General features: G+C 68.9%; 19 protein-coding genes. 15 read left to right on the forward strand and 4 right to left on the reverse strand.

Annotated features, from left to right (window positions below):
* Positions 1–166: 166 nt before the first annotated feature.
* From U4Z64_RS33740 to U4Z64_RS33760, 5 genes are all read left to right on the forward strand, one after another.
* The gene (locus U4Z64_RS33740) at positions 167–2,122 is read left to right on the forward strand and encodes an arylsulfatase (protein WP_321822278.1); all 1,956 of its coding nucleotides are present in this window, start codon (positions 167–169) and stop codon (positions 2,120–2,122) included.
* A 10-nt stretch (positions 2,123–2,132) separates the two neighbouring features.
* Entirely contained in the window at positions 2,133–3,182 is a 1,050-nt protein-coding gene (locus U4Z64_RS33745; protein WP_321822279.1) for a formylglycine-generating enzyme family protein, read from the forward strand.
* A complete protein-coding gene (locus tag U4Z64_RS33750; protein ID WP_321822280.1) occupies positions 3,179–3,988 on the forward strand; it encodes a MetQ/NlpA family lipoprotein in 810 nt (269 codons plus the stop codon). The genes U4Z64_RS33745 and U4Z64_RS33750 overlap by 4 nt, the downstream gene beginning before the upstream one ends.
* On the forward strand, positions 3,982–4,968 hold the full coding sequence (locus U4Z64_RS33755) for a YkgJ family cysteine cluster protein (RefSeq protein ID WP_321822281.1): 987 nt from the start codon (positions 3,982–3,984) through the stop codon (positions 4,966–4,968). The genes U4Z64_RS33750 and U4Z64_RS33755 overlap by 7 nt, the downstream gene beginning before the upstream one ends.
* Positions 4,969–5,033: 65 nt before the next feature.
* On the forward strand, positions 5,034–5,360 hold the full coding sequence (locus U4Z64_RS33760) for an antibiotic biosynthesis monooxygenase family protein (RefSeq protein WP_044847291.1): 327 nt from the start codon (positions 5,034–5,036) through the stop codon (positions 5,358–5,360).
* Positions 5,361–5,422: 62 nt separating this feature from the next.
* Here U4Z64_RS33760 and U4Z64_RS33765 read toward each other — a convergent pair whose 3' ends face one another.
* The gene (locus tag U4Z64_RS33765) at positions 5,423–6,355 is read right to left on the reverse strand and encodes a LysR family transcriptional regulator (RefSeq protein WP_044847290.1); all 933 of its coding nucleotides are present in this window, start codon (positions 6,353–6,355) and stop codon (positions 5,423–5,425) included.
* A 203-nt stretch (positions 6,356–6,558) separates the two neighbouring features.
* Between U4Z64_RS33765 and U4Z64_RS33770 the strand changes: the two genes are divergently transcribed.
* The 4 genes from U4Z64_RS33770 to pdeR all read left to right on the forward strand — a co-directional run bounded on the left by U4Z64_RS33770 (position 6,559) and on the right by pdeR (position 15,357).
* Positions 6,559–7,332 carry a putative hydro-lyase gene (locus tag U4Z64_RS33770; RefSeq protein ID WP_124487714.1) on the forward strand — a complete coding sequence of 258 codons (774 nt, stop codon included), beginning with the start codon at positions 6,559–6,561 and terminating at the stop codon, positions 7,330–7,332.
* A 273-nt stretch (positions 7,333–7,605) separates the two neighbouring features.
* Positions 7,606–8,910, forward strand: a complete 1,305-nt coding sequence (locus tag U4Z64_RS33775; RefSeq protein WP_321822282.1) for an MFS transporter — start codon at positions 7,606–7,608, stop codon at positions 8,908–8,910.
* A 130-nt stretch (positions 8,911–9,040) separates the two neighbouring features.
* Complete coding sequence (locus tag U4Z64_RS33780; protein WP_321822283.1) at positions 9,041–12,679, forward strand: hydantoinase B/oxoprolinase family protein; 3,639 nt, start codon at positions 9,041–9,043, stop codon at positions 12,677–12,679.
* A 674-nt stretch (positions 12,680–13,353) separates the two neighbouring features.
* Positions 13,354–15,357, forward strand: coding sequence for a cyclic di-GMP phosphodiesterase (gene pdeR / locus U4Z64_RS33785; protein WP_044847286.1), 2,004 nt, complete (start codon positions 13,354–13,356; stop codon positions 15,355–15,357).
* A gap of 51 nt (positions 15,358–15,408) precedes the next feature.
* Here pdeR and U4Z64_RS33790 read toward each other — a convergent pair whose 3' ends face one another.
* The gene (locus U4Z64_RS33790; protein ID WP_321822284.1) at positions 15,409–16,272 is read right to left on the reverse strand and encodes a crotonase/enoyl-CoA hydratase family protein; all 864 of its coding nucleotides are present in this window, start codon (positions 16,270–16,272) and stop codon (positions 15,409–15,411) included.
* Positions 16,273–16,831: 559 nt separating this feature from the next.
* On the opposite strand from U4Z64_RS33790, the gene U4Z64_RS33795 reads away from it, so the two are divergent.
* The 3 genes from U4Z64_RS33795 to U4Z64_RS33805 all read left to right on the forward strand — a co-directional run bounded on the left by U4Z64_RS33795 (position 16,832) and on the right by U4Z64_RS33805 (position 20,156).
* Positions 16,832–18,802 (forward strand): APC family permease, encoded by a 1,971-nt coding sequence (locus tag U4Z64_RS33795; protein WP_321822285.1) that lies wholly within the window; start codon positions 16,832–16,834, stop codon positions 18,800–18,802.
* Between the two features lie 168 nt (positions 18,803–18,970).
* Complete coding sequence (locus U4Z64_RS33800) at positions 18,971–19,972, forward strand: OmpA family protein (RefSeq protein WP_321796449.1); 1,002 nt, start codon at positions 18,971–18,973, stop codon at positions 19,970–19,972.
* Positions 19,973–20,030: 58 nt separating this feature from the next.
* Positions 20,031–20,156, forward strand: a complete 126-nt coding sequence (locus U4Z64_RS33805; RefSeq protein ID WP_321796664.1) for a hypothetical protein — start codon at positions 20,031–20,033, stop codon at positions 20,154–20,156.
* A gap of 135 nt (positions 20,157–20,291) precedes the next feature.
* On the opposite strand, the gene U4Z64_RS33810 is transcribed toward U4Z64_RS33805, so the two are convergent.
* On the reverse strand, positions 20,292–20,450 hold the full coding sequence (locus tag U4Z64_RS33810) for a hypothetical protein (RefSeq protein WP_185500344.1): 159 nt from the start codon (positions 20,448–20,450) through the stop codon (positions 20,292–20,294).
* A gap of 611 nt (positions 20,451–21,061) precedes the next feature.
* Between U4Z64_RS33810 and U4Z64_RS33815 the strand changes: the two genes are divergently transcribed.
* A complete protein-coding gene (locus U4Z64_RS33815; protein ID WP_321822286.1) occupies positions 21,062–22,972 on the forward strand; it encodes a DUF3857 and transglutaminase domain-containing protein in 1,911 nt (636 codons plus the stop codon).
* 336 nt (positions 22,973–23,308) lie between these two features.
* On the opposite strand, the gene U4Z64_RS33820 is transcribed toward U4Z64_RS33815, so the two are convergent.
* The gene (locus U4Z64_RS33820) at positions 23,309–24,343 is read right to left on the reverse strand and encodes an AraC family transcriptional regulator (RefSeq protein ID WP_124487704.1); all 1,035 of its coding nucleotides are present in this window, start codon (positions 24,341–24,343) and stop codon (positions 23,309–23,311) included.
* Between the two features lie 70 nt (positions 24,344–24,413).
* On the opposite strand from U4Z64_RS33820, the gene U4Z64_RS33825 reads away from it, so the two are divergent.
* On the forward strand, positions 24,414–25,625 hold the full coding sequence (locus U4Z64_RS33825; RefSeq protein ID WP_321796459.1) for an MFS transporter: 1,212 nt from the start codon (positions 24,414–24,416) through the stop codon (positions 25,623–25,625).
* A 17-nt stretch (positions 25,626–25,642) separates the two neighbouring features.
* Complete coding sequence (locus U4Z64_RS33830; protein WP_321822287.1) at positions 25,643–25,987, forward strand: hypothetical protein; 345 nt, start codon at positions 25,643–25,645, stop codon at positions 25,985–25,987.
* The last annotated feature ends 3 nt before the right edge of the window (positions 25,988–25,990 follow it).

Genomic DNA, 25,990 nt, shown 5'->3' on the forward strand with positions numbered 1-25,990 from the left:
ATGCGTTCGGGATTTCATTTCCTATCTCGATATCGGGAATGACCAGCACGGGCAAGCGCGGGGCGGCGTGCATATTCCCCCTTCCCGTTAGCATGTGACGAATCCGACTTTGGGCGCCGCGCGGGCGCCGCTAAGATCGCCGATCCGTAATCGAGCGTTCGACAAAATGAAAAAGTCCGCGTCGCCGTTGCATGCCTTCCGTTTCCGTGTCGTCTGCGCCGCGATTGCCGGCGCGTTGTCGCTCGCATCGTGCGGGGGCGTCGACAGCGATGCGCCGTCGCAGTCCGCCGCGACACCGCCGCAGGCCGCGAAACGCCCGAACATCCTGTACATCATGGCCGACGATCTCGGCTATTCCGACATCCACGCATTCGGCGGCGAGATCAACACGCCGAACCTCGACGCGCTCGTCGCGTCGGGCCGCATCCTGTCGAACCACCACACGGGCACCGTCTGCGCGATCACGCGCGCGATGCTGATTTCCGGCACCGATCACCACCTCGTCGGCGAAGGCACGATGGGCGTGCCGACCGACGAGCGGCGCGGGCTGCCCGGCTACGAAGGCTACCTGAACGATCGCGCGCTGTCGTTCGCACAACTACTGAAGGACGCCGGCTATCACACGTACATCGCCGGCAAGTGGCACATCGGCTCGGGGATCGTCGGCAGTGCGACGGGCAGCGGACAGACGCCCGACCAGTGGGGTTTCGAGCGCAGCTACGTGCTGCTCGGCGGCGCGGCGACGAACCATTTCGCGCACGAGCCGGCCGGCTCGTCGAACTACACGGAAGACGGCAGCTACGTGCAGCCGGGCCAGCCCGGACAGCCGGGCGGCGCGGGCGGCAATCCGGCCGTGTTCTACTCGACGGACTTCTATACGCAGAAGCTGATCTCGTACATCGATGCGAACAGGCAGGACGGCAAGCCGTTCTTCGCGTACGCGGCCTACACGTCGCCGCACTGGCCGCTGCAGGTGCCGGACCCGTGGCTGCACAAGTACGCAGGCGTATACGACGCCGGCTACGATGCGATCCGCAACGCGCGGATCGCGCGGCAGAAGGCGCTCGGCCTGATTCCCGCCGACTTCAAGCCGTTTGACGGCCTGCCCGAAACGACGGCCGCGTCGCCGGCGACGGCGAACAACGGCACCGCGAACGCGAAGTACATCAGCGCCGTGCATTCGGCCGCCGACGGCTACAGCGACTACGGCACCGGCAAGGTCGACAAGCTGTGGGCGAGCCTGAGCCCGGCCGAGCGCCGCGCGCAGGCGCGCTACATGGAGATCTATGCGGGGATGGTCGAGAACCTCGACTACAACATCGGCCGCTTGATCCAGCACCTGAAGGACATCGGCGAATACGACAACACGTTCATCATGTTCCAGTCGGACAACGGCGCGGAAGGCTGGCCGATCGACTCCGGCGCGGACCCGACGGCGACCGACACCGCGAACGGGCAGGAGCCGGTCTATTCGACGCTCGGCACCGACAACGGCAAGCAGAACGCGCAACGGCTGCAGTACGGGCTGCGCTGGGCCGAAGTGAGCGCGACGCCGTTCCGGCTCACGAAGGGTTATTCGGCCGAAGGCGGCGTGTCGACGCCGACGATCGTGCGGCTGCCGGGGCAGACACGCCAGTTGCCGACGCTGCGCGCGTTCACGCACGTGACCGACAACACGGCGACCTTCCTCGCGGTCGCGGGCGTCACGCCGCCGTCGCAGCCGGCGCCGCCGCTCGTGAACACGCTGACGGGTGTCGACCAGAACAAGGGCAAGGTCGTCTACAACAACCGCTACGTCTATCCGCCGACGGGCCAGTCGCTGCTGCCGGTGCTCACCGGCTCGGCGACGGGCGAGGTGCATACCACGCCGTTCGGCGACGAAGCGTACGGCCGGGCATACCTGCGCAGCGCCGACGGCCGCTGGAAGGCGTTGTGGACCGAGCCGCCGCTCGGGCCGCTCGATGGCCACTGGCAGCTGTACGACCTTGCGGCGGACCGCGGCGAGACGACCGACGTGTCGGCGCAGAACCCGTCGGTGATCAGCACGCTCGTCGATCAGTGGAAGACGTACATGAGCAACGTCGGCGGGGTGGAACCGCTGCGCCCGCGCGGCTACTACTGAGGACGGCACGATGCAGTTCCGCTTCCGGACACTCGGCACGGCGCTCGCGGCCACGCTGTTCGCGGCTGCGTTCGCCGTCGGCTATGCGAGCCCGTCGGCGTCGCCCGCCGGCGCCTTCGACGACGCGAATCGCGGCCGCCCGCTCGTGCCGCTCGGCTCGGAGCGGCAGTGCGAGCGCTACTCGGGGCTGCCCGCGAAGTGGCGCGACGACCCGAAGGCCGGGATGGTGCACCTGAGCGGCGGCGCGTTCGTGTTCGGCAGCACACGCGGCTATGCGGACGAGCGTCCGGCGGGCGACGGCAAGACACGCGTCGGCGGCTTCTGGATCGACCAGACGGACGTGACGATCGCGCAGTTCGCTGCGTTCGTGCAGGCGACCGGCTACGTGACCGAGGCCGAGCAGCAGGGCGGCGCGGCCGTGTTTCACGTGCCGACGCGCGACGAACTGAACGCGCGCGACCTCGCGTGGTGGACCTGGGTGAAGGGCGCATCGTGGCGGCAGCCGCGCGGCCCCGGCAGCAGCGTCGACGGGCTCGGCAACCTGCCCGTCACGCTCGTCACGCAGCGCGACGCGCTCGCGTATGCGCGCTGGCTCGGCCGCGATCTGCCGACCGAAGCCGAATGGGAATATGCGGGCAAGGCCGGTCGCGACGACGCGTCGCTCGATGCGGCGCCGCGCGACGCGCAGGGCAAGCCGGCCGCGAACTACTGGCAGGGCGCGTTCCCGGTGCTCGATACGGCCGAGGACGGCCACGCGGGCCTGGCACCGGTCGGCTGTTATGCGGCGAACGGTTTCCACCTGTACGACATGATCGGCAACGCATGGGAATGGACGAAGGACACGTACACGGGCCCGCATCAGTCGCACACGAACGGCGACACGGCGGCCGTCGCACCGCCGACGCGCCGGCACGACACGCCGATGGTGATCAAGGGCGGCTCGTTCCTGTGCTCGCGCGATTACTGCGTGCGCTATCGCGCGTCGTCGCGCGAACAGCAGGAAGCGGATCTCGGTGCATCGCATATCGGGTTCCGCACGATTCTGAGGGATGCGTCATGAAGCGGGTGATGCATTGCGTTGCCGCGTCGCTGATCGTTGCATGCGGTGTCGCCACTTCGGGCTGGATCGTTGCGGCCGAATCCGTCACGTCGACGATCCGCGTCGGCGTGACACGCGGCGTGCATGCGGACATCCTGGACGAGGTGAAGCGTGTCGCCGCCACGCGCGGGCTGAGCGTCGACGTCGTCGAATTCGACGACGCGTCGCGCATCGATACTGCACTCGCCGACGGCAGGATCGACGCGGCGAGCTTCGAGGACGCGCAGCGCCTTGCCGCGACGCGCACGGCGAAAGGTCATGCACTGAACGCCGTCGCGCCGACCGTCACGCTGCCGATGGCGCTCTATTCGCGCAAGATCAGGAGTCTGAACGAACTGCAGCCGGGCGCGACGGTCGCGATCCCGGCCGATTCGCGCGGGATGGCTCGCGCGCTCGTGCTGCTGCAGAACGACACGCTGGTGACGCTGCGCGACCAGGCCGGCCTGCATGCGACGCTGCGCGACGTGACGGGCAACCGGCTCGCGCTGAAGTTCGTCGCGCTGCGCCGCGACCGGCTGCATGCGGCGCTCGACTCGGCCGCGTTCGTCGCGATCGACTACGAGGACGCCGCGCGCGCGGGGCTGCAGCCGGCGCGCGACAGCATCAATCTCGAGGATGCGCGCTCGCCGTATGCGAACGTGCTGACCGTGCGCGACGCCGACCGCACGAAGCCGTGGGTCGCGCAGCTCGTCGCCGCGTATCACTCGGACGACGTCGCGCATTTCATCCTGACGCGCTATCAGGACTCGGTGCGGCGGCCGTGGTAGACGACTATCGCCTCGCGTGCAATGCGTGCGGCCGCTGCTGCAACAGCGCGCCGACGCTGTCGTTGCGCGAACTGTTCCGGCATCGGCACCGCTTCGTCGGCGCGCTGACGATCCATCGTGTGCCGAAGCGGCGCATCGGTGAACGGACGCGCGCGGGCGGACGCGACCATGCGCTCGACGCGGACGACATCGCCGCCTGCGATGCGCTCGCGAACGCGTTGTTCCACCGCGCGCGCGGCGCGAGCGACGAATGGATTGCACTGACGCTCCAGGGCTACGACTATCCGTCGCTCGGGCGCTGTCCGGCATTGGCCGACGACGGCCGCTGCAGCGTGCATGCGGACAAACCTTCGATCTGCGGCGCCGTGCCGCTCGATCCGATGCTGCCGGACCGCCTGCAATCCCGCGTGCTCGCCGGGCGGCGCGACGAGACGGCGTGGCTCGGTGCGAATTGCATCGTCGGCGCGGACGGCGGCACGGCTTCCCTCGATATGGCGTCGGCGCTGCCGCTCGTGACGGCAGGGCAGGTCGCGGACCGCGCGGCGCTCGACACGTTTCGCGATGCGCTCGCGTTCGAGCGCGCGGTATGGCGCGACGCGGTATTCGCATCGCTGATCGACGGCGGACCGCAGGTGCGCGCGGCGTTGGCGCGGCTTGCGCCCGGCGGCTACCTGACGATGTCGATCGTGCCGGTGCTGCTGGCCGTCGCATCGGTGTCCGCACATTGCCGCGCGTTGTGCATCGACTTCATCGACGCGCAGCGCGCGTTGATCGACGCACGTATCGAGGCGGCACTCGCACGCCGTCGTCTCGACGATCGGCCGGCGACGGCCGAATTGCGCGGCTTTGCACAGGCACTCGAACGTGCGGGGCACGCACTCGCCGCGATGCCGGCCGCCACGGCAGGCACGCGCACCGACGCCCCGCGCATCGATGCGTGGCTCGACGATCGGCACGCTTCCATCGCGCTCACCGCGTGACACCGGCGGCACGCCGCGCGTGCCTTACACTTGGCGCTCTTTCAACCGTCTCCGACGGGGCGCGCATGTACGCATCGACCTTCATTTTCCGCGCAGGGCAATACGACGACGAATTCCACCGCCTCGACCGGCAGATCGCCGACATGGCGCGCGCGACGCCCGGCTACCTCGGCGAGGAGACGTGGGAGAACGCCGAGGCGGGGCTGATCCAGAACGTCTACTACTGGGAATCGGAGGCGGCGCTGCGGCAGTTGATGCAGCATCCCGCGCATCTGGAAGCGAAGGCGAAGCAGGCGCGCTGGCTGGACGGCTATCGCGTGGTGATCTCGCAGGTGCTGCGCGAGTACGGCGACGGCAAGCTCGCGCAGCCGCATGCGCGGCAGCCGGCGTAAGCCGATCGCCGAACGGGCGCTTCAGGCGCCGTGCGTGATCCGCCCGGGATCCCCACACCACATCAAAGCGCCTCGACCAGCAGCCGGTTGCTCTTCTCGCAATACTCGTGACACGCGGCGCGCGCCGCGATCGACGCGCCATGCACGAACTTCGGCGCGTCCGCCCGCCGCGACATCGACACGACGATCGACGGCGGCGACGGCTGCAGCGGCAGCTCGACGACCTCGCCGCTCGCGATCAGCGCATCCACGAACAGCACCGGAATCGCGGCGACGCCGAAGCCGTCGCGTACGAGCTGCACGATCACCGAGATCGACGGCGAGCCGGTGATGCGCGTCTCCGACAGCGGCACGCCATGCGCGTGCGCGAGCGTGCGCACGATGTCCTCGAGCGCGCGGTGCGGCGCGGTACCGCGCCCGTAGGTCAGGATCGGCTGGCGCAGCACCTGCCGCGCGAGGCCGGTGCGCGCAGTCGGCAGCAGCCCCGCGCGCGCGATCCAGCGCACCGGATAGTTCGCGAGCGCGTCACAGACGACCGACGCCTCGTCGCTTCCCTCCACGCGAATGATCAGGTCCAGTTCGCCGGCCATCAGCCGGCGCTGCAGCACGACGCTGACGTCGACGGTCAGGTCGATCTCCAATTGCGGATAGTCGGCGGCGAGGCGGCGCAGGTAATGCGGCAGCCAGCTGTGCACGACCGTCTCGATCACGCCGAGCCGCAACTTGCCGCGCAGCGCGCTTTCGCCGGCCGCGGCGGCCTGCAGCTCGTGCGTCGCCTCGACGACGGCCTTCGCATAGCCGAGCAGGTACTCGCCGTTCGGCGTGAGCCGGAATTCGCGGCTGTCGCGGTCGACGAGCACGGTCTGCAATTCGTCCTCGAGCGCCTTCAGGCGCTGCGAGATCGCGGCCGGCGTCGCATGCAGCGCGGCGGCCGTCGTGCGGAAGTTGCGCAGCTTCGCGAGCGTGACGAAGGTTTCGAGGAAACGCGTGTTCATGGCGGTCGGCAAGGCGTTGGGCGCGCAGCTTGCCCCGCTGAAAAAATGAACGGGACTGGGGAAAACCCGGCTTCGTGTAAAGAAATTCTATACACGCGGCGCAAAAAATCTCGTTGGCGACAAAATTTTTTCTTTTCTATTCTTCGCCGTATCCGCTGACGCAACCGTCATTCCGACGACCTATCGATCTGCCCGCGACCATCATGACGCCTACCGAATTCCGCCAGTCCGTGCGCAACGGCACGTTCCGCAGCCCGACGGCCGGCCAGTGCGGCCCGTTCGCGCAAGCGAATCTCGCGATCCTGCCGAACGCGTACGCGCACGATTTCCTGCGCTTCTGCCAGGCGAACCCGAAGGCGTGCCCGCTGCTGGGCGTAGGCGAACCCGGCGCGTTCCGGCTCGACGTGCTCGGCGAGGATCTCGACATCCGCACCGACGTGCCGAGCTACAACGTCTACCGCGACGGGCGCCTGACCGAGCGGGTCGAATCGCTCGAAGCGCTGTGGCGCGACGATTTCGTCGTGTTCGCGATCGGCTGCTCGTTCTCGTTCGAGGACATGCTGGCGCGCGAAGGGATCGGGCTGCGCCACATCGAGGAGGGGCGCAACGTGCCGATGTACCGTACGACGATTCCGAACCGGCGCGCGGGAATCTTCGGCGGCCAGCTGGTCGTGTCGATGCGGCCGCTGCGCGGCGCCGATGCGATCCGCGCGGTGCAGATCACGAGCCGGTTCCCGGGCGTGCACGGCGCGCCGGTCCATATCGGCCATCCGCAGGAACTGGGCATCGCCGATCTCGGCGCGCCCGATTTCGGCGACGCGGTGACGGTGCGCGACGGCGAGCTGCCGGTGTTCTGGGCGTGCGGCGTGACGCCGCAAACCGCGCTGATGGACGCGAAGCTGCCGCTCGCGATCGCGCATACGCCCGGCTACATGCTGATGACCGACATCACGAACGCGTCGCTGGCCGTGTTCTGACCCGACCGACGCCGGCGGCCCGCACGGGCGCCGGTCCGGCCCCGACGCGGCGGCATGCCGCGACCACAGACGATCCGCCCGCCCGGAGGGTGGTGTGCAGCCGCAGCGCGACGCGCCCAAGCAACACACGACGCAAGCAACGCACGACGCCGACACACCACGCGAACACACGACGCAAGCAACACACGACGCAAGAAGCGCACGACAAACACGACACGCACCACCCGCACCACACGCAAGGTCTCGACCGCATATTTCGACAGGAGCTTCACCATGGAAAGCAAGACCCTCGCGGCGCCCGCCGCCGACCCCGCGGGCCCCGCACGCAACGGCCTGTTCGGATGGTATGCGGACGCGCAGCCGCGCGAACGCCGCGCGTTCTGGAGCTGCAAGGTCGGCTACATGCTCGACGGGATGGATACGCAGATGCTGTCGTTCGTGATCCCGACGCTCGTCGCGACCTGGGGCATCTCGCTCGCGGACGCCGGCTTCATCGGCACGATGACGCTGCTCGCGTCGGCGCTCGGCGGCTGGATCGCGGGCATCCTGTCCGACCGGATCGGCCGCGTGCGCACGCTGCAGCTGACGGTGCTGTGGTTCGCCGTGTTCACCGCGCTGTGCGGGCTCGCGCAGAACTATCACCAGCTGCTCGCGGCGCGCGCGCTGATGGGCTTCGGCTTCGGCGGCGAATGGACGGCCGGCGCGGTGCTGATCGGCGAAGTGATTCGCGCCCGCGATCGCGGCAAGGCGGTCGGCCTCGTGCAGTCGGGCTGGGCGATCGGCTGGGGGCTGTCGGCGCTGCTGTATGCGCTGCTGTTCTCGGTGTTGCCGGCCGAACAGGCCTGGCGCGCGCTGTTCCTCGTTGGCCTCGCGCCGGCGCTGCTGGTGGTCGTGATCCGCCGCTACGTGAAGGAGCCGGACGTCTACGAGAAGGAGAAGGCCACGCAGGCGAAGGTAGCCGACGCGCCGTGCCTCACCGAAATCTTCGCGCCGAAGCTGCTGTCGACGACGCTGCGCGCGGCGCTGCTGACCACCGGCGCGCAGGGCGGCTACTACGCGATCACGACCTGGCTGCCGACGTTCCTGAAGACCGAGCGGCACCTGACCGTGATGGGCACCGGCGGCTATCTTGCGATGATCATCTTCGGCTCGTGGGTCGGCTACCTGACGAGCGCGTACCTGACCGACCGGCTCGGCCGCAAGCCGAACTTCATCCTGTTCGCGCTCGGCTCGATGGTGATCGCGTTCGCCTACACGTCGCCGGTGCTGCACCTCACGAACGCGTCGATGCTGTGGCTCGGCTTCCCGCTCGGCTTCTTCGCATCGGGCATCTTCTCCGGGATGGGGGCGTTCCTCACCGAGCTGTTCCCGACGCGGGTGCGCGGCTCGGGCCAGGGCTTCTGCTACAACGTGGGCCGCGCGATCGGCGCCCTGTTCCCGTTCCTGATCGGCGCGCTGTCGAAGCACTACGGGCTCGGCGCGAGCATCGGGATCTTCGCGGTCGCCGCCTACGGCGTGTTGATCGTCGCCGCGCTGACGCTGCCCGAGACGCGCGGCCGCGAACTCGACGCCGCATAACGCCGCATGGGCGGGCGCCCGCCCGCCGCCTTTCTACCGCTCCCTTTTCATCGAAGCCCTCACGCGGCGCGCGACGCGCGCCGTGCGGCGGCGCTCGTCCTTCGTTCAACGACGCATCGAGTTCATCGCCATGACTGACCGACACACTTTCCCCGTTTCCTCCGACGCCGCGCGCTGGCAATTCTGGATCGACCGCGGCGGCACCTTCACCGACATCGTCGCGCGCCGGCCCGACGGCTCGCTCGTCACGCACAAGCTGCTGTCGGAGAATCCCGAGCAGTATCGCGATGCGGCCGTCGCCGGCATCCGCCACCTGCTCGGCCTCGCCGACGGCGAGCCGATCACGCCCGAGCGCGTCGACATGGTGAAGATGGGCACGACGGTCGCGACCAACGCGCTGCTCGAACGCAAGGGCGAACGCACCGCGCTCGCGACGACGCGCGGCTTTCGCGACGTGCTGCGCATCGCGTACCAGAACCGGCCGCGCCTGTTCGATCTCGACATCGTGCTGCCCGATGCGCTGTACGAGACCGTCGTCGAGGTCGACGAGCGGATCGGCGCGCACGGCGACGTCGTCGTGCCGCTCGACGCGCAACGCGCGGAAGCGGCGTTGCGCCGCGTGTTCGAATCGGGCGTGCAGGCGCTGGCCATCGTGCTGATCCACGGCTATCGCTACACCGCACACGAGCGCGCGCTGGCGGATCTCGCGCGCCGGATCGGCTTCACGCAGGTGTCGGTGTCGCACGAGGTGTCGCCGCTGATGAAGATGGTGTCGCGCGGCGATACGACCGTGGTCGACGCCTACCTGTCGCCGATCCTGCGCCGCTACGTCGAGCAGGTCGCCCACGAGATGCCCGGCGTGAACCTGCAGTTCATGCAGAGCAGCGGCGGCCTGACACGCGCCGACGCGTTCCAGGGCAAGGACGCGATCCTGTCCGGCCCGGCCGGCGGCATCGTCGGGATGGTGCGCGCCGCGCGCGCGGCCGGCTTCGAGCGCGTGATCGGCTTCGACATGGGCGGCACGTCGACCGACGTGTCGCACTACAACGGCGAATTCGAGCGCGTGTTCGAGACGCAGGTGGCCGGCGTGCGGATGCGCGCGCCGATGATGAGCATCCACACGGTCGCGGCCGGCGGCGGTTCGGTGCTCGGCTTCGACGGCGCGCGGCTGCGCGTCGGGCCCGAATCGGCCGGCGCGAACCCGGGGCCGGCCGCCTACCGGCGCGGCGGCCCGCTGACGGTGACCGACTGCAACGTGATGCTCGGCAAGATCCAGCCCGATCACTTCCCGCGCGTGTTCGGCCCGCATGCGGACCAGCCGCTCGACCGCGACGGCGTGGCCGCGAAATTCGCGGCGCTCGCCGACGAGATTCACGCGGCGACCGGGCGGCGCGACACGCCCGAGGCGCTGGCCGAAGGGTTCCTGGAAATCGCGATCGGCAGCATGGCGAACGCGATCAAGAAGATCTCGGTGCAGCGCGGCCACGACGTGTCGCGCTACGTGCTGACGACGTTCGGCGGCGCGGGCGGCCAGCACGCCTGTGGCGTGGCCGACGCGCTCGGGATGACGCAGGTGTTCGCGCATCCGCTCGCGGGCGTGCTGTCCGCTTACGGGATGGGGCTCGCCGACCAGACCGCGATGCGCGAGCGCGCGGTGGAAGCCGTGTTGTCCGATGAATCGTTGCCGGCGCTGAACGCGGCGCTCGACCGGCTGGCCGACGACGCGGTCGGCGCGCTGCTCGAACAGGGCGTGCCGCCGGAGCGCATCGCGACCGAGCGGCGCGTGCACCTGCGCTACCAGGGCACCGATTCCGCGCTCGACGTGCCGGCCGGCAGCGTCGCCGCGATGCAGCAGGCGTTCGAGGCCGCGTACCGGCAGCGCTATGCGTTCCTGATGCCCGGCACGCCGCTGGTCGCCGAGCTGGCATCGGTCGAGGCGATCGGCCGCTCGGATGCGCCGGTCGAGATCGCGCCGCTCGTGCCGCGCGACGCGGGCGCGGCGCCGCGCGCGCACAGCGCCGTGCGTTTCCATTCCGGCGGTCAATGGCACGACGCGGCGCTGTACGTGCGCGACGCGCTGCTGGCCGGCGACACGATCGACGGCCCGGCGATCGTCGCGGAGAAGAACGGCACGACCGTCGTCGAACCCGGCTGGCGCGCGCAGATGACCGCGCAAGGCAACCTCGTGCTGACCCGCACGACGCCGCTGCCGACGCGCCGCTCGCTCGGCACCGATGCCGATCCGGTGCGGCTCGAGATCTTCAACAACCTGTTCATGTCGATCGCCGAGCAGATGGGGCTGCGGCTACAGAACACCGCGTATTCGGTGAACATCAAGGAGCGGCTCGACTTCTCGTGCGCGATCTTCGACGGCGACGGCAACCTGATCGCGAACGCGCCGCACATGCCGGTGCATCTCGGCTCGATGGGCGAAAGCATCCGCACGGTGATCGAGCGCAACCGCGGCCGCATGCGCGACGGCGACGTGTTCATGCTGAACGACCCGTATCACGGCGGCACGCACCTGCCGGACGTCACCGTCATCACGCCGGTGTTCGCGGACGGCTCGGACACGCCGCTGTTCTACGTCGGCTCGCGCGGCCACCATGCGGACATCGGCGGCACGACGCCGGGCTCGATGCCGCCCGATTCGACGCACATTGACGAAGAGGGCGTGCTGATCGACAACTGGCAGCTCGTGTCGGCGGGCGTGCTGCGCGATGCCGACACGCGCGCGCTGCTCGCATCGGGCCGCTATCCGGCGCGCAACGTCGAGCAGAACATGGCGGACCTGCGCGCGCAGATCGCGGCGAACCAGAAGGGCGTCGACGAGCTGCGGCGGATGGTCGGGCAGTTCGGCCGCGACGTCGTGCTCGCGTTCATGGGGCACGTGCAGGACAACGCGGAAGAAGCGGTGCGGCGCGTGATCGGCGCGCTGCAGGACGGCGCGTATCGTTATCCGCTCGACAACGGCGCCGAGATTCGCGTCGCGATCCGCGTCGACCGCGCGGCGCGCCGCGCGGAGATCGACTTCACCGGCACGTCCGCGCAGCTCGACAACAACTTCAACGCGCCGAAGGCCGTCTGCATGGCCGCGGTGCTCTACGTGTTCCGCACGCTGGTCGGCGACGACATCCCGCTGAACGCCGGCTGCCTGAAGCCGCTGACGGTGATCGTGCCGGCGCGCTCGATGCTGAACCCCGAGTATCCGGCGGCCGTGGTATCGGGCAACGTCGAAACGTCGTCGGCGATCACCAACGCGCTGTACGGCGCGCTCGGCTGCGTCGCATCGAGCCAGGGGACGATGAACAACTTCACGTTCGGCAATGACCGCTACCAGTACTACGAGACCATCGCCGGCGGCAGCGGCGCGGGCGACGGCTTCGCGGGCGTCGGCGCGGTGCAGACGCACATGACGAACTCGCGGCTGACCGACCCGGAGGTGCTCGAATGGCGCTATCCGGTGCGGCTCGACTCGCATCGGCTGCGCGCGGGCTCCGGCGGCGCCGGGCGCTGGCGCGGCGGCGACGGCGCGGTGCGGCGGATCCGCTTCCTCGAGCCGATGACCGCGTCGATCCTGTCGAACAACCGGATCCACGCGCCGTTCGGCGCGGCGGGCGGCGGGGCCGGCGCGCTCGGCCGCAACACGATCGAGCGGGCGGACGGCACGGTCGAGACGCTCGAGCATATCGGCCGCGCGCAGATGGCGCCGGGCGACGTGTTCGTCGTCGAAACGCCGGGCGGCGGCGGGTACGGCGCGGCGGGCTGAGCGACGGGGTGTGACGTACGCGGAAAGCGGTGCGGCGGGGCGCCCGCCGCACCGCTTTTCGCGCGTTCCGGGCGGCAATCGCACCGGTTCCATTCATGCTGCTGCATCGGCTGCGTGGCCCGGCGATCTATTCGCTCGCACCGATCGACGCGATGTTGCAACAGCGATGGGAATAAGGGCGCGCATTCACGCACGAACGGGCAACGAGAATCCCCGATTCCGCGCGCGGCGCAATGCGATCCGACCCCGCCGCAGCGCCGTGCCGACACATCGCTGCCGGGATGCCTCGATTTCCCGCAAACCGCCGTCCGGCGGGGCGCTCCGGCGATTCCACCGGCCGGGTTCGACGCGTTCGCGACCGGCTTCGCGCCTCCCGCCGATCACGAAAAATCCGTCATGCCAACCGAGTTCCGATTCCTTGACACCCCGTTCCAAATGTGAGTGCCAATCTTCTTCGTCATTTGATAAGATGGGTTCCATCATTCGTTTGGAAAACCTGCGCGCGAGATGCGCGAACGCCGGGTCGCATTGGTTGGAAACAAGTACGGAACGAGGGCCACTGGCACGGTCATCACGACTGCCCCGCCGGGTACGCGCGCTGCGCGCCCGGGGATCGGGGGCGGCCGGCTCGCCTCCGTCTACACTGTGCGTTTTTTCTGGATCGGGGCGTGTCCATGGATGACGAAAACGATCGCGCCGTGCTCGAAGCGCATCTCGGTACGCATAGCCCGTGCTGGCGGCTCGGCAGCGACAGCAATGCACTCGAGCTGGCCGCCGTTCGCGGCCTGACCAATGTCGCGGTGGCGCTGACCGGCGAGCAGGCCGCGCGGATCCGCGCACTCACCGGCGTCACGTCGCATCTCGTGCTCGAACTCGCGCTGTTCGGCGATCCGGTCAGCCTCCATCTGGTCGGCAGGAAGGTCGACACCGCCAATTGGGCCGGCACCGCCTCCGCCTATTCCGATACCGCGTCCGTCGCGGGCGACCTCGCGCACGGGCTCGCGTTCGCCGAGCAGGTCGTGTCCGAAGTGAATTCGCTCGTCGTGATCCTCGACCGCAACGGCATGGTGCAGCGCTTCAACCGCCTGTGCGAGGAAGTGACCGGCAAGCGCGAGGTCGACGTGATCGGCCGCAGCGCGTTCGAGCTGTTCATGAGCCCCGACCAGGGTGCGCAGTCGCGCAGCAACATCACCGGCTTTTTCGCGAGCAACCGGGCGTTCGAGGTCGAGCGCTACATCAACACGGTCAACGGCCCGCGCCTGTTCCAGTTCCGCAACAAGTTCGTGCAGAGCGGCAGCGGCGCCGACGAGCAATTCCTGATCTGCTCGGGCGTCGACGTCACCGAGGAGCGCAACGCGCAGCAGCGGCTCAGCGAACTCGCGAATTCCGACGTGCTGACCGGCTTGCCGAACCGTCATGCAATCAGCGAGCGCATCCGCGTCGCGCTGGCCGCGGACCGCACCGATGTGCGCGGCCAGGTCGGCATCCTGTTCCTCGATCTCGACAACTTCAAGCGCGTCAACGACCACTACGGGCACATCACCGGCGACCGCCTGCTGCAGGACGTGTCCGCGGTCATCGGCGGCTGCCTGCCGTCCGGCGCGACGCTCGCGCGGCTCGGCGGCGACGAATTCCTGGTGCTGTTCGAGCACGGCACGCGGCCGCTGCTCGAGGCGACCGCGCAGATCATCCTCGAGCGGCTGCGTACGCCGATCCACCTCGGGCTGGTCGAGGTCTACACGAGCTGCTCGATCGGCATCGCGATGTATCCGCAGCACGGCGATTCGCTCGAAACGCTGATCCGCAGCGCCGACACCGCGATGTACGTCGCGAAGGAAGAGGGCAAGCATACGTACCGCGTGTTCTCGCTGGAGATGAACCAGAAGGTCGCGAAGTACATGTGGCTCGACACGAACCTGCGCAAGGCGCTCGAGGAAGAGCAGTTCGTGCTGCACTACCAGCCGGTCGTCGACATCGCGACCGGCGACGTGCACGCCGTCGAGGCGCTGATCCGCTGGCAGTCGCCGGATCGCGGGCTCGTCGCGCCGATCGAGTTCATCCGCTTCGCCGAGGAATCGGGGCTGATCGCGCCGCTCGGGCGCTGGGTGATGCGCACCGCGGCCGCGCAGGCCGCCGCGTGGAAGGCGAAGGGACTCGACGTGCGGATCGCGGTGAACGTGTCCGCGCGGCAGTTGCAGGACATGAACATCGTCGATCAGTTCGCGTCGATCCTCGACAGCGCCGGGTTGAAGCCGAGCCTCGTCGACATCGAGCTCACCGAAAGCAGCTTCATCGAGGACGAAGAAGCGGCGCACGAGCTGATGAAGCAGTTCCGCCAGCTCGGCGCGGAGGTTCACCTCGACGATTTCGGCACCGGCTATTCGTCGCTGTCGCAACTGTCGCGGCTGCCGCTCGATTCGATCAAGCTCGATCGCAGCTTCATCACGGGCATCGACCGCAACCCGCGCTCGCAGGCGCTGGTGCGCTCGGTCGTGTCGCTCGCGCGGGCGCTGAGTTTCTCGGTGGTCGCCGAGGGCGTCGAGACGCACGCGGAAGCCGAATTCCTGAAGCAGATCAACGTCGACCACGCGCAGGGTTTCTACTTCGCGCGGCCGATGCCGGCCCAGGCCTTCGAGGCCTGGCTCGCGGAAACCAGAAAGCTCAGGCTGATCGCCTGAGCCTCCCCGCATGACGGGCGCCGCCGCTTGCGCGGCGGCGCGCCGCTCACGTCACACCGTGCGCAGCTTCGATACGCGCCGGTTCTGCAGCATCACCAGGCGTTCCATGTACGCGAGATCCTTCGGCTCGATCGTGAACGCCGCGTGCACCCATTCCTCGGTGATGTCCATCAGCTCGGAACGCGTGAGATGGAACACGCGTTCGCGGGCGCGCAGCATCGCGCGCACGCCGTTCAGCTTAGGCTTCATCACGTCGATGAAGGTGCGTGTCGCGAGATACGCATCGCCCGCGTCGAACGTCTGGTCGACCAGCCCGCGATCCTCGTACCACTCGGCCGCATGCGCCTCGCCGGACGAGATCAGCGCTTCCGCGAGCCCGCGGTCCGCCTTGCGCGCGACCAGCGAATAGCCGCCCATGCCCGGGAACAGGTTGAACGCGATCTCGGGGAAGCCGAGCTTCACGCCCTTCTGCGCGAGCATGTAGTGGTGCGCGAGGGCGGCCTCGAAGCCGCCGCCCAGCGCGCTGCCCTCGACCATCGCGATCGAGATCGCCCCGGTGCCGAAGCCCGTGTAGATCTCGTATACGCCGTCGATGCACGAGCGCGCGTAGGCCATCAGCTGGTCGCGGCGGCCGCTGCGGATCGCGTCGACGAAGAAGCTCAGGTCGCCGCCGACGTTGAACAGCTCGGGGACGAGCGAGCCCGTCACCCAGAAGTCGAACGGCAGGCCCGAGTCGCGTGCGACGCGCGCGAGATGGATGATGTCGGTGACGAGTTGCTGGTTGAAGCACGGCCGCGGCTCCGATCGCAGCATCATCCACATGACGTTGCGGCCTTCTTCGTAGAACGCGGTCAGCTGCGTGAGTTCGCCTGCTTCGTAAAACGGACGGCACGCCGGATGGGATTGGAGTTGCATGGTATGTCCTCGAGAGATGTGGTTTTTCAGAGACCGACGCGGCCGGCGACGTGGAAACCTGCCCCCGCACGGCGCCGGCCGCGAGGCACCGCCATTGTTGCGCGCGCACAAATGTCGAATTGCGGGGAACAACGCATGACGGGGGCGCGGGCGCGTATCGCGTCGGGCGCGAACCGTGCGGGTCATGCGGGCGATGCGAACGATGTGGTCGATGTGATCGCCCGGCGGGAGAACCGTGATGAGAGGTGGGCGGGATCGGGCCGGTGGTCGTCAGGGGCGGTGAAGGTGGTGAAGGCAGCGAAGGCGGCGAAGGCAGCGAAGGCGGTGAGGGCGGCCGCGATGACGATGCCGTGCGCGATCCGCGCGATCCGCGCGATCGGCCGGCGGGCGGTACGGGCACGCCGCTTCGGCCGACGCGCAGCGTGCCGGCCGCTTACGCGTTGAAAGCGGCGCCGTGCCGCCGACCACGTCTCATGGATTGTGCGGACTGGTGCAGCGGCCGGGCGTCGGCTAGCTTTAGAGGATGACGCCGCCGCGCCCGGCGTCCCGGGAGGGGACCGTGACCGCATTCCAGAAGATGTGGCAGCTGCTCGTCGGAAAGCCGCTGGACCCGCTCGATCCGCGCACGCGCCATGCGATCGCGGTGACGCCGTTGCTGGCTTGGGTCGGACTCGGCGCGGACGGCCTGTCGTCGTCGTGCTACGGCCCGGAGGAAGCGTTCCTCGCGCTCGCGCACCACACGCCGCTTGCGCTGTTCCTCGCCTGCGCCACCGCGGCGACCGTGTTCATCATCGCGCTCGGCTACAACCAGGTGATCGAGCTGTTCCCGACCGGCGGCGGTGGCTATCGCGTCGCGACCTCGCTGCTCGGGTCGAAGCCGGGGCTCGTGTCGGGCGCGGCGCTGCTGGTCGACTACGTGCTGACCGTCGCGACGTCGCTCGCGAGCGGTGTCGACGCGTTCTTCAGCCTGCTGCCGGTCAGTGCGCAGGCGTTCAAGCTCACGACCGAGATCGTGCTGATCCTGCTGATGACGGGGCTCAACTTCCGCGGGATGCGCGAATCGATCATGGTGCTGCTGCCGATCTTCATCGGCTTCGTCGTGCTGCATTTCGGGCTGATCGTATACGGCGTCGCGGTGCACGGCAGCGCGCTGGCGACGATCGTGCCCGACGCGGTGCACGAGGCGCACGGGATGTCGCAATCGCTCGGCGTGTTCGTGATGCTCGCATTGCTGATGCGCGCGTTCTCGCTCGGCGGCGGCACCTATACGGGCCTCGAGGCCGTGTCGAACAACGTGAACATGCTCGCCGATCCGCGCGTGCCGAACGGCAAGGCGACGATGTGGTACATGTCGACGTCGCTCGCGTTCACGGCCGGCGGCATCATCCTGCTGTACATGCTGTGGCACGCACGGCCCATCGAAGGCGAGACGCTCAACGCGGTCGTGTTCGGAAGCGTGATCGATCATCTCGGGCTCGGCTCCGCGTTCGCGCGCCACGCGCTGCTCGCGGCGGTGCTCGCGTTCGAGGCTGGGCTGCTGCTGGTCGGCGCGCAGACGGGTTTTCTCGACGGGCCGGCGGTGCTGTCGAACATGGCGTCGGACTCGTGGGTGCCGCGCCATTTCCGCGACCTGTCGACGCGCCTCGTGCGGCAGAACGGCATCATCGTCGTCGGCCTGTCGGGCCTGCTGATCCTGCTGTGGACGCACGGCAGCGTCGACGTGCTCGTCGTGCTGTACAGCATCAACGTGTTCCTCACGTTCAGCATGTCGCTGTTGGGGCTGTGCACGTACTGGTGGCGCCATCGCAGCGAGCGCGGCTGGTTCAAGCACTTCTTCCTGTCGGCGCTTGGGTTCAGCGTGACGTCGACGGTGCTCGTCATCACGCTGATCGAGAAGTTCACGGCCGGCGGCTGGCTGACGGTGCTCGTGACGAGCGCGGTGATCGCGCTGTGCGTCATGATCAACCGCCACTACGCGTACACGCGCGCGCAGCTCGCGAAGGAAGACGCGCTGTTCTCGGGGCCGCCGCCGGCAGTCGACGAGGCGACGGCGCCGGGCAAGCCCGACCCGTCGCAGCCGACGGCTGTGCTGCTGGTCGGCAAGCATCGCGGCGCGAGCATGCATGCGCTGCTATGGGTGAACCGGCTGTTTCCCGGGCACTTTCGCAACGTGATCTTTCTCGCGGTGGGCGAGGTCGATGCGAAGGCATACGACGGGCACGAGCATCTCGAACGCCTGCGGCACACAATCACCGAGGCGCTCGACTATTACGTCGCGCACTGCCGCCGCAACGGCATCGCGGCCGACTACCGGATCGCGTTCGGCACGAACCCGGTCGTCGAATTCATGAACCTCGCGTCGTCGACGCTCGATGCCTATCCGAACGCGGTGTGCTTCGCGAGCAAGCTGATTTTCAGGCGCGTGAATTTCCTGACCGCGTGGCTCCACAACCAGACGCCGGTCGAACTGCAGGCGCGGCTGCACGTCGAGGGGCGGCAGATGGTGTTGTTGCCGATGAACGTCGGGTAGCGATGCACGCGGGAGACGCCCGCGCACGCTTGGAAACGATTCAACATGACGTGGTGCGTCATATTGTTCAGTATTCGCAAACTATTGCCCGTTTTCCCGGAAAGATTTGATAAGATGCGCGCGCTTCGACGCCATCAACAGAACGACAAATCCTTTCCGAGGGGCTCAATGAAGAACGCAGCATCGTCCGTATTCCATGTCGCGCGCCGTGGCCGCAACGCACTGTTCGCCGCCGCGCTGCTGTCGCTTTCGTCGCTGGCGAGCGCCGGCGGCGACAAGCCGGGTGCGAAAGATCATCCGTTGCTCACGCGTTTCGCCGGCGCGACCATCACCGCATATTCGCAGACGCCGTTCGACGAGGCGTTCCTGCCGAACCAGCCGATCGACGACGAGAGGACCGCCAAGGGCCTGAATCTCGAAGGCAAGATCACGCGGATCTCGTACGCGATCGACGGCGGCCGGTCGACGCTGGAAGTCGAGCGCAACTATCTCGACGCGCTGCAGAAGGGCGGCTTCCAGATTCTGTTCCGCTGCACGGCGGAGCAGTGCGGAAAGAGCGGCGGCAGCGACTTCCAGAGCGTCGTGATCAATTCCGGCCGGCTGCGGCAGGCGGGCGGCGGCGACGCGAACTTCGGCGACAAGCACCGCACGATCCTCGCGAAGCTGCCGCGAGCGTCCGGCGATGCGTATGTGTTCCTGCACATCATGGACAGTTCGGCATCGAACAAGCGCACGCTCGTCTACGAGGAAGTCGTCGAAGTGAAGCCGATGCAGACCGGGCAAGTCAAGGTGCTCGATTCCGGTGCGCTGCAGAAGGGCCTCGCCGCGACGGGCAAGATCGCGCTGTACGGCATCTACTTCGACACCGACAAGGCGCAGGTGAAGCCCGAGTCGAAGCCGCAGCTCGACGAGATGGCGAAGCTGCTGACGGCGAACCAGGCGCTGAAGGTGTACATCGTCGGCCATACCGACAATCAAGGGCAGTTCGCGCACAACGCCGACCTGTCGCAAAAGCGCGCGGAGGCCGTCGCACAGGCACTGGCGACGACCTACAAGATCGCGCCGGCGCGGCTCGTCGCGAAGGGTGTCGGGTCGCTGTCGCCGGTTGCGTCCAACGGCGACGACGCCGGCCGCGCGCAGAACCGCCGCGTCGAACTCGTGCAGCAATAACGCACGCCGGACCGGACGCACGCGCTGCGCGAACGAACAGGGCCGCGGCAACGCGACCGTGACGGGCGATGTGACGCCGACGCGCTACGACCTCAACGGGCAATTGCACGGGCAGCATGCACAGGCCGGCGCATACACGCTCGCGTGGACGTGGCGCGGCAAGCACGTCGGCGATTGCCATTGAACGCAACGACGCTCGACGCGCAAGCAGCCGGACCGCGAGCGCCCTTCTGCGCCCGTTGCTGTCCTCGAGAAACATGTGCCGCCATTCCGGGGCTGTACGCTTGAAGGGGCTCGACGTGCGCGGCGCGCTTTCCGCTTACGAATGGTGATGCGTATGCGAGCGTGCCGAGCGCTGCGACGAGCGGTGCAGCAGCCGGTCGCGCGTGCGGTCGCGGCTGCGCCGTTCCGCGAAGAACAGCACCGCGAACACGAGGACCGCGAGCATCAGGATGATCGCGACGATAGCGTTTTCCATGTCGCCTCCGGCAGGTAGGGGCCGGTGCCGGTCGTTCCGACCCCGGGCCGCGAACGCGCACACGGCGCAGCGGAAACGGGGGGCAAGAACGAGGGCCAGGCCGCGTTCGCGTCAGCATCGGCATCGCTTCGATCAGCGCGATTCCGAGCCGCGCGCCGATCGCGGCGCCGACACGTTCAGGATGCCACCGTTCGAGATGCAGCGCACCGATCGGGATCACGCCCGGCAGCGCGAACGCGATCACGAGATAACCGATTTCGAATTCGTGTCGATCGGCACGATGTCTCCCTCCCCATGTCGGCGTGTCGAATTCACCCGATCGTCATGCGTTTCGGCGACCTCGCACGCGCGCGTTACGCGCCCAAATAATATGTCGCGACATGACATAAATGGCGATCGCGCAGCCAGCAGGGCGCGAAAGTGCGACAGTCTGCCGGCGTGACGCATGCGCGCTTCCTCGTGCGCCCGCTGCATGGCGGCGCGGGCCGCCGCCCCGTGGCTTGACGCTCGCGGGCACGTCACCCACACTGGGTTGAACGACGGGGCGCGGCGCGCCAATGCGTGCCCGAGTTGCGTCCCGACCTGAACACGAACGCGCGGAGAGCTTCGACGTGGTGCGTTTTCCGTTCCGATCGACCGGCAGGCTGCCAGGTCGCGCCGCAGCGCTCGCGGTTGCCGTGACCGCGGTCGCGCTGGCGTTCGTGCGTCCCGCGTTCGCCGACGCGGGCGATGCAGCGCCCGTCACGCTCGTCAGCGACGTCCATGTATTCGTGATCCAGCACGACGGCTCGCTCGACGAGGACGACGATTCGACACTGCGCGCGAACGATGCGAACGGGATCGATGCGATCGCGCAGCGCTATGTGTGGTTCGACAAGAACCTCGAGAAGGTCGACCTGGTAGCGGCCGAGACGATCGATCGCGACGGTGTCGCGCATCCGGTCGGTCCGGAAGGCATCCGCGATGTGCAGGAGCCGCGCTCGGCCGGCGCGCCGACGTTCCAGGACGGGCTGCTGCGCACCGTCGTGTTTCCCGGCGTCGAAGCCGGATCGAGCACGCGCATCGCGTTCCGCAAGTCGCGCACGAAGCCGGTCAACGCAGGTTACTTCGGCTACTACGTCGAACCGTCGCGCGAGCCGGTGGAGAACCAGCGGCTGATCTTCGACGTGCCGGCCGACATGCCGCTGCATGCGGACGCGCGCGGTTACGTCGCGCTGCCGCCGGTGACCGCGAACGGCCGCACGCGCTACGCATTCGAATACCGGCACGGTACGTACGACCGGATCGAGAACGGCTCGGTCGGCTATCCGACCTACGGCGACCGGCTCGTGGTGTCCACGCTGCCCGACTACGCGGCGTTCGCCGCGCGCTACCGCAACGCGGCCGTCGACCCGGGCGCGAACGATCCGGCCGTCGTGCAGCTGGCGCGCGCGCTCACCGCCGGCGCCGCCGATCCGCGCGATCGCGCGCGCGTCCTGTACGACTGGGTGCAGGCGAACGTGCGTTACGTCGCGCTTTTTCTCGGCGAGACGGCGGCCGCGCCGCACCGCGTGACCGACATCCTGCGCAACCGCTACGGCGACTGCAAGGACCACGTCGCGCTGTTCGGCGCGTTGCTCGCGGCGGCCGGCATCCGCAGCGAAGCGGTGCTGATCAATCTCGGCTCCGTGTACACGCTGCCGTCGGTGCCCGGTTACGGCGGCGGCGCGATCAATCACGCGATCACGTGGCTGCCCGATCTCGGCGTCTACGCGGACACCACGACGGCCGGCATCGCGTTCGGCTACCTGCCGCCGATCGTGATGGACCGGCCGGCGCTGCTCGTCGACACCGGCGTGCTGTCGCGCACGCCGGCCACCCAGCCGAAGCACCGCGCCGCGCGCGTGGAGATCGATGCCGCGCAACCGGGCGCCGCGCGGTTTCATGCGCGCGTCGAGGACGACGGCTGGACCGCGGAACTCGAACGCACGCTGTTTCGCCGGGCGGCGCCCGACCGCATCCGGCAGCTCGCGAACGAACGCCTGCGGCAAAGCGGGCTGCGCGGCCGCGCGCAGATCGCGACGAGCGATCGCCGTGCGACGGACGGGCCGTTCGACGTCACGTATGCCGGCACGCTCGATCACTTCGTGTGGCCGGACGGCACGACCGCCGTGCCCGCGCTGTCGAGCCTCACGGGCGGCATCGCGACGCAGGTCGAGGGCTGGCTGGCCGAGCCCGTGCGCACGCAGCCGTGGGCATGCATCGGCGGCACGTTCGACGAGACCGGCCAGGTCGCGCTGCCGGCCGACGTCGCGGTGACCGACCTGCCGGCCGATACGGCCGTGCACGACCGTTTCGTCGAGTTCACGTCGCATTACGTATTCGATGCGGCTGCGCACGTCGTGCAGGTCACGCGGAGGATGAAGGCCGAATTCGGCCGCCAGGTCTGCACGCCCGACGAGTTCACGGCACTGCGCGCGTCGCTCGAACGCATCGAACGCGACACGCAGGCGCAGATCGTCGTGCGGGCCAGGCAACGTTGAAGGTCGGGCGCGGCGCACGCAGCGCCCGGTGCAATCGCGCGTGCGGCCGAAGCCGGCCGGCGCGCAGGAGACGAACATGACGGAACGGGAACACGAGATCGCCGACCTGTCGAAGGAATTGCTGGGCCGGATCGTGCAGGGTGCGGTGACGAACGGCGCGCCGGTGGAGCGCAACAGTGCGCGGCGCTGGCCGTGAAGTGCGCGACGGCGCTGATCGACGAACTCGACGCGCGCAGCGGCTGAGCAGGATCGTCACGCGCGGCGGCTGATCGTGCGATGCCGGGGCGACCCGGCAGGCGTTCGCTGCGCCGTGCGTTGCGCGTGACGCGTTACACGTCACGCATCGGCGTGCGTGTCGCCTTCGGCACGCACCGCGCCCGGCGGCCTGCCGACCACGCGCTTGAACGCGCGGCTGAACGCGGCGAGCGACCCGTAGCCGAGCCGGTACGCCACCGCTTCGATCGTCTCGCCCTCGCGGGCGATCCACTGCGCGGCGAGCCGCATCCGCAACTCGGTCAGGTAACGCACCGGCGTCATCCCGGTGGCCGCGAGAAAGCGCTCGGCGAATACCGAGCGCGACACGCCGGCTTCGGCGGCCAGTTCCGCGACGCTCCAGTTGCGCCCCGGATCGCGATGCAGCGCGACGATCGCGCGGCCGAGCTTCGGCTCGCGCAACGCCTGCACCCAGCCCGTCGCGTCGCCGCATCCGCACTCGACCCAGCCGCGCACGATGAACGCGGCGACCACATCCGCGAGCCGCGCGAGGATGCCCGCGAAACCCGCGCGCGCGGCGCACGATTCGCGCTCCATCGCGTCGAGCATCGGGCGGATTTCCGGGTAACGCGCGAGCAGCGTGCCGACGTGCATGAATGCCGGCATCGTCCCGACGAGCGGCTGCATGCCGCCGAGATCGAGCTCCATGCACGCGCTGAAGATCAGCGCATCGCCGGCGGCCGGCTCCGTCGCGGCGCAGGTCGTCGCGCCCACCGACGCGACCGTGTCGCAGATCTTCGCGGCCGCGAAGCCGCCGATCTCGCGGCACGGCGCGTCCGGATCGGACACCAGCGCATGCGTGCGGCCGTGCGGCAGCAGGATCGCGTCGCCGGCCTCGAGCCGCACCGTCGTGCCGTCCGCGTCGCGCAGCAGCACGGGCCCGCGCCCGACGAAATGGAACTGCGCGCGGCCCGGCGCATGACCGAAGCTCAGCCCGAACGGCCGCGGCACCTGGATCCGGCGGTACTGCACGCCGCTCAGGCGCATCCCCAGCAGCAACTCGCTGACGAGGTCGTGTACGTCGGGCACGGGGGGAAGCAAGGGCTCGGACATCGCGAGATTCGGACGATCGATCAACAAGAACGGATTGTATGTCATAGACCGTCCTGCCGCTGTTCCTTACGATACGCCCTCATCAGTACTTTCCCTAACCGACACGGAACCCCGCATGAATCCCGGAATCTCCTCGGCCGCTTCGACGGCGGCCCCCCGTGAACCGGCCTGGGGCGCGGTATTCGCGATGACGCTCGGCGTGTTCGGCCTCGTCACCGCCGAATTCCTGCCCGCGAGCCTGCTCACGCCGATGGCCGACAGCCTCGGCGTGACCGAAGGCGTGGCCGGCCAGGCCGTCACGGCCACCGCGACGGTCGCGCTCGTCACGAGCCTGCTGATCTCGGCGCTGACGCGCACGATCGACCGCCGGCGCGTGCTGCTCGCGTTCTCGGTGCTGCTCGTCGCGTCCAATCTCGCGGTCGCGTTCGCGCCCGACCTGACGACGCTGCTGATCGGCCGTGTCGTGCTCGGCGTCGCGCTCGGCGGTTTCTGGACGATGGCGACGGCCACCGCGATGCGGCTCGTGCCGACCGCGATGGTGCCGCGTGCGCTGTCGATCATCTTCAGCGGCGTGGCGGTCGCGACGATCGCGTCCGCGCCGATGGGCAGTTATTTCGGGCACCTGATCGGCTGGCGCAACGTGTTCCTGATCGCGGCCGGGCTCGGCGCGCTCGCGTTCGTGTCGCAGGTCATGACGCTGCCGTCGATGCCGCCGAGCGGCACCACGCGGCTGCGCACGCTCGTCGACGTGCTGCGCCGGCCGACCGTCGGCCTCGGGATGTTCGCGACGATCCTCGTGTTCACCGGGCATTTCGCGTTCTTCACGTATCTGCGGCCGTTCCTCGAACAAGTCGCGGGCGTCGGCGTGAACGGGCTGTCGGCGATCCTGCTCGGCTACGGGATCGCGAACTTCGTCGGCACGTCGCTCGCCGGGCGCGTGCTCGAGCACCGGCTGCGGCCGATGCTGATCGGGATGCCCGCGCTGATGGTCGTGCTCGGCGTCGCGCTCGTCGCACTCGGCCGCGCGCCGATGATCGACGCGGTGCTCGTCGCGTTGTGGGGGATGGCGTTCGGCGGCGTGCCCGTCGCCTGGTCGACGTGGGTCACGCGCACCGTGCCCGACGAAGCCGAGAGCGCGGGCGGGCTGATCGTCGCGGCGATCCAGCTCGCGATCGCGACGGGCGCGGCGGCCGGCGGCGTCGTGTTCGACGCGAACGGCGCGGGCGGCGTGTTCCTGGGCGCGGCGGCGGTGCTGGCCGTGGCGGTCGCGACGATCGTGACCGGCGTGCCGAAGCGGGTCGGCGTGGCGCCGGCGCTGGCCGACTGACGGATTGCGGCACGCCGATGCGCGCGATCGCGCATCGGCTGGTGGCGCGGCGAGGTCGCGCCAGTCGCGCATTAGCCGGCCCGAGTCATGCGGCGCGGCGTGGCCGAGTCGATCGTATCAAGCGGGTAGCGGGACAGGACGCCTCCTGGGCGATGTGCGCCGCCGGCATGGCGGCGCGACACCCGAAGCGTGCTTTCGGCATCTGCTCGCTGTCGACGAAACCGCCGGAAACCTACGCACTGCGGCTCGCAACCGTCATCGACGGCGCGCTCAGCAGCGGGCAGGCACTGCATGCGCACGGGCCCGTGCGCTTCCTGCAGGAATGCGCGCAACTGCTGATGCCGAAGAAGGGCCGGAAGTGAATG

It is taken from the genome of Burkholderia sp. BCC1996, assembly GCF_905339955.1.
Lineage (GTDB): Bacteria > Pseudomonadota > Gammaproteobacteria > Burkholderiales > Burkholderiaceae > Burkholderia.

What these genes read in the sequence shown, in the direction of transcription:
- U4Z64_RS33740 (WP_321822278.1), top strand. Translation starts at nt 167, where the DNA reads ATGAAAAAGTCCGCGTCGCCGTTGCATGCCTTCCGTTTCCGTGTCGTC.
- U4Z64_RS33745 (WP_321822279.1), top strand. Translation starts at nt 2,133, where the DNA reads ATGCAGTTCCGCTTCCGGACACTCGGCACGGCGCTCGCGGCCACGCTG.
- U4Z64_RS33750 (WP_321822280.1), top strand. Translation starts at nt 3,179, where the DNA reads ATGAAGCGGGTGATGCATTGCGTTGCCGCGTCGCTGATCGTTGCATGC.
- U4Z64_RS33760 (WP_044847291.1), top strand. Translation starts at nt 5,034, where the DNA reads ATGTACGCATCGACCTTCATTTTCCGCGCAGGGCAATACGACGACGAA.
- U4Z64_RS33765 (WP_044847290.1), bottom strand. Translation starts at nt 6,355, where the DNA reads ATGAACACGCGTTTCCTCGAAACCTTCGTCACGCTCGCGAAGCTGCGC.
- U4Z64_RS33770 (WP_124487714.1), top strand. Translation starts at nt 6,559, where the DNA reads ATGACGCCTACCGAATTCCGCCAGTCCGTGCGCAACGGCACGTTCCGC.
- U4Z64_RS33775 (WP_321822282.1), top strand. Translation starts at nt 7,606, where the DNA reads ATGGAAAGCAAGACCCTCGCGGCGCCCGCCGCCGACCCCGCGGGCCCC.
- U4Z64_RS33780 (WP_321822283.1), top strand. Translation starts at nt 9,041, where the DNA reads ATGACTGACCGACACACTTTCCCCGTTTCCTCCGACGCCGCGCGCTGG.
- pdeR (WP_044847286.1), top strand. Translation starts at nt 13,354, where the DNA reads ATGGATGACGAAAACGATCGCGCCGTGCTCGAAGCGCATCTCGGTACG.
- U4Z64_RS33790 (WP_321822284.1), bottom strand. Translation starts at nt 16,272, where the DNA reads ATGCAACTCCAATCCCATCCGGCGTGCCGTCCGTTTTACGAAGCAGGC.
- U4Z64_RS33800 (WP_321796449.1), top strand. Translation starts at nt 18,971, where the DNA reads ATGAAGAACGCAGCATCGTCCGTATTCCATGTCGCGCGCCGTGGCCGC.
- U4Z64_RS33810 (WP_185500344.1), bottom strand. Translation starts at nt 20,450, where the DNA reads ATGGAAAACGCTATCGTCGCGATCATCCTGATGCTCGCGGTCCTCGTG.
- U4Z64_RS33820 (WP_124487704.1), bottom strand. Translation starts at nt 24,343, where the DNA reads ATGACATACAATCCGTTCTTGTTGATCGATCGTCCGAATCTCGCGATG.
- U4Z64_RS33825 (WP_321796459.1), top strand. Translation starts at nt 24,414, where the DNA reads ATGAATCCCGGAATCTCCTCGGCCGCTTCGACGGCGGCCCCCCGTGAA.
- U4Z64_RS33830 (WP_321822287.1), top strand. Translation starts at nt 25,643, where the DNA reads ATGCGCGCGATCGCGCATCGGCTGGTGGCGCGGCGAGGTCGCGCCAGT.